The organism is Micromonospora sp. KC207 (assembly GCF_004348615.1).
Classification (GTDB): domain Bacteria; phylum Actinomycetota; class Actinomycetes; order Mycobacteriales; family Micromonosporaceae; genus Micromonospora.
Map to the genome: position 1 here is coordinate 1 of NZ_SMKJ01000458.1, position 3,365 is coordinate 3,365.

Below are 3,365 nucleotides of genomic sequence, written 5' to 3' on the forward strand. Positions count from 1 at the left end.
CCCCTGCCCCCGCCCCGTTGAGTTGATCGACTCGGTGGATGGCTGAGCACATGGACCCCGAGGAGTTCCACCGCGCGGGGCACGCGGTGGTCGACTGGATCGCGGACTACTGGGCCACGCTCGGGCAGCGCCCGGTGACCGACGCTGGTGGCCACCCTCGCCGCGCTGCACCGGGCCAGCGAGGGTCGCCGGCGCGAGGTGGGCATCGACCGCCGCTAACGGGCGTCTGGCGATCGGCTCGCCGCTGACCACGCAGGCGCACGTGGACGAGGCCTGGGAGCTGCTCAGCGCGGCGGCCCGGGAGCTGACGGTCAGGTGAGATCGGGGACGTGGCGGTGTCCGGTCGGCCGGGCACCGCCACGTCCCCGACGTGGCATGGTCAGCCGGCCACCGGGGCGACGGCGGGCTGGTCGGTCAGGGCCGTCTCGACCGTGGCCCGGGCGCGGCGGGTGCGCCGCAGCGCCCGGACGGCCAGGACGACGGCGGCGAGCCAACCAGCGGCCAGGACCGCGTAGACCGTCCACTGGGCACCGCCGGGCAGCTCGCCGGCGCGGACCAGGGTCCGGGCGTTGGTGAGCACGATCACGCCGCCGATGACCGCGCCGAGCAGCTGGGCGGGGACGATCCGGACCAGCCAGGCGGCGATCGGGGCGGCGATCAGGCCGCCGATCAGCAGGGCGGCGACGGTCGGCAGCAGGAAGCCCTCGGTGCCGAGGCCGATCAGGAAGCCGAAACTGGCCGCGCCGGCCACGACGAACTCGGCGGTGTCGACCGAGCCGATGACCTTGCGGGGTTCCATCCGGCCGGAGACCAGCAGTGCCGGCGTGGCGACCGGGCCCCATCCCCCGCCGCCCGTGGCGTCGACGAAGCCGGCGACCAGGCCGAGCGGGCCGAGGAAGCGACCGCGCAGCCGCCCGGCGGCGCGGTTGGCGCGCAGCGGCCGGGAGAAGCGCACCAGCAGGTACGCGCCGAGGGTGAACAGGATCGCGGCCATCCAGGGCGCGGCGGCCTCGGTGGAGATCGCGCTGAGGAACGTCGCGCCCGCGAACGCGCCCAGCGCGCCGGGGAACGCGATGCGGGACACCACCCGCCAGTCGACGTTGCCGAACCGCCAGTGGGCCACCCCGGCGGCGAGCGTGGTGCCGATCTCGGCCAGGTGCACCGAGGCCGACGCGGCGGCCGGGGCGACCCCGGCGACCAGTAGCAAGGTTGACGAAGTCAGCCCATAGGCCATGCCGAGCGAGCCGTCGACCAGCTGCGCGACGAGCCCGACCAGAGCGAGGACCAACAGCTTGCGCACGAGCGCCCCCTGACTTTTCGGCATCTCCTATCAACTTGGTCGACAATGCGGCACGGGGCGCCCCACGGTCAAGCCCTTATCGGTTAAATGTTGGGACCCTTGTGGCCGCGAGGCTCCGGTCAGCTCCAGGCGCGCGGGTCCGCGGCCAGCTCGCTGATCCGCTCGGGCAGGGCGCCGCTGGCCACGTCGGCGACGGTGACCAGGTCCAGGATTTCCCGCTCGCTGGCCCGCAGGGCGATCCACACGTCCTGCAACGCCTGGGCGGCGCCCTGGTAGCCGAGCTGTTCCGGACGCTGACCGCGCACGTGCGCCAGCGGCCCGTCGATCACCCGGATCACCTCGGCGAGAGAGATCTCGGCGGCGGGCCGGGCCAGCCAGTATCCGCCCTCGGGGCCACGCTGGGCGTGCACGATGCCGCCCCGGCGCAACTGCAGCAGGATGCTCTCCAGGAACTTCGGCGGGATCCCCTGCGCCCTGGCGATCTGCTCGGCGGTCACCGGGCGGGACCGCGCGGCACCGGCATCGTCCGCGACCGCCGCGAGCTCGGCAGTCGCGCGGAGGGCGTAGTCGACCCGGGCGGAGAGACGCATGCTGGTCAGGTTAGTCGCCCACCCAGCCGGCCAGACTGCCGCCCCTCCTCCGAACGGGGGAACCGGGGGTGGCGGGGCCGCTGTCCGGGCAGGCCGGCGGCGCTCACGGGCTGGCGCGGGCGTGGCACCATACCGGTGTCGACGGACGACCCCGGCCGCCGACGCAGCCTCGCGCCTTCGGGGATCGCCAGGCCGATGGAGGGGGGCAGCCACAGCGATGCCGGAGACGACTCCGCTCGGTCCACGGGATCCAGACCGGGCCGGTCCCTACGAGCTGCTCGGCCGACTCGGCGCAGGCGGCCAGGGCGTGGTCTACCTGGGCCGCGACCGGCAGGGCCGGCTGGTCGCCGTCAAGATGCTCAATCTCTCCCTGCGACACCACCCGCGTGCCAGGTCCCGGTTCGCCAAGGAGATCGACGCCGCCCGCCGGGTGGCGCCGTTCTGCACCGCCCAGATCCTCTTCGCCGACGTCGACGACGACCCGCCGTACGTGGTGAGCGAGTACATCGAGGGCCCGACCCTCCAGCGGCACGTCCACGAGCGGGGCCCGGTCGCCGACAACGTCCTGCACCGGCTGGCGGTGGGCACCGCCACCGCACTCGCCGCGATCCACCAGGCCGACGTGGTGCACTGCGACCTCAAGCCGGACAACGTGGTCCTCGGCGCGGACGGCCCCCGGGTGATCGACTTCGGCATCGCGCGGGCGCTCGACGTCACCGACACGGTGACCAGCAGCATCATGGGCACCGCCCCGTACATGGCCCCGGAGCGGTTCCGCGACGACGAGGTCGGCCCGGCCAGCGACGTGTTCGCCTGGGCGGCCACCATCACGTACGCCGCGACGGGCCGCCCGCCGTTCGGCACCGGGGCGGTCGTGGCGGTGATGAACCGGGTGCTGCACGACCCACCGGACCTGACCGGTCTCTCCGGCCCGCTGGCCGAGTTGGTCGGGCAGTGCCTGGACAAGGACCACCGGGTCCGGCCGCCGGCCGATCAGGTCTTGCTGCGGCTGCTTGGGCACCACCCGGGCGTCGGCACGCCGGTGCCGATCCGGGCTGCCCTGCGGCAGGGCACGGACGCGGCGGCCACCCAGGCGGTCCCCCGCCGGCCGGCACCCCACGAACCCACGACGTACCAGCCGAGCGAACCCACCGTCTACCAACCGAGCGAACCCACGGTCTACCAACCGAGCGGACCCGCGGCGTACCAGCCGGTGACGCACGCCCCTCAGCGCGAGGGCTGGTCGCGGCGGCTGCGCCGGGAGTACGCCGACGCGTGGGGCATCTCGACGGCGATCTTCCTCGGTGCGGTCGGCGGCGCCGTGGGGTACGTCGCGTCCACCGCCGTGGACACCGCCGTCGGCGTCGCAGCGGTGACGTTCGTCGTGGTCTACGGTGTCCGGCTGATGGCCGCCGCGGCGCTGCCGAGAGCCGCCCCGCCGCCACCGGCCGCCGAGCCGCCGGAAGGTCCCGGCC

Annotated in this window: 3 protein-coding genes; 1 reads left to right on the top strand and 2 read right to left on the bottom strand. The window is 74.5% G+C overall.

Translation table 11 applies throughout. From position 1 onward, the window contains the following. Positions 1 to 379: 379 nt before the first annotated feature. The gene (locus tag E1258_RS31180) at positions 380 to 1,300 is read right to left on the bottom strand and encodes a sulfite exporter TauE/SafE family protein (RefSeq protein ID WP_132407404.1); all 921 of its coding nucleotides are present in this window, start codon (positions 1,298 to 1,300) and stop codon (positions 380 to 382) included. A gap of 119 nt (positions 1,301 to 1,419) precedes the next feature. Further along, entirely contained in the window at positions 1,420 to 1,890 is a 471-nt protein-coding gene (locus E1258_RS31185) for an Rrf2 family transcriptional regulator (RefSeq protein WP_132407400.1), read from the bottom strand. Positions 1,891 to 2,107: 217 nt separating this feature from the next. Between E1258_RS31185 and E1258_RS31190 the strand changes: the two genes are divergently transcribed. Next, the coding region (locus E1258_RS31190) for a serine/threonine-protein kinase (protein ID WP_165949954.1) at positions 2,108 to 3,365 on the top strand (1,258 nt) is incomplete at its 3' end.

Bases quoted from the DNA above. Each gene is read 5' to 3' on its own strand.
- E1258_RS31185 (WP_132407400.1), bottom strand. From the start codon at position 1,890: ATGCGTCTCTCCGCCCGGGTCGACTACGCCCTCCGCGCGACTGCCGAG.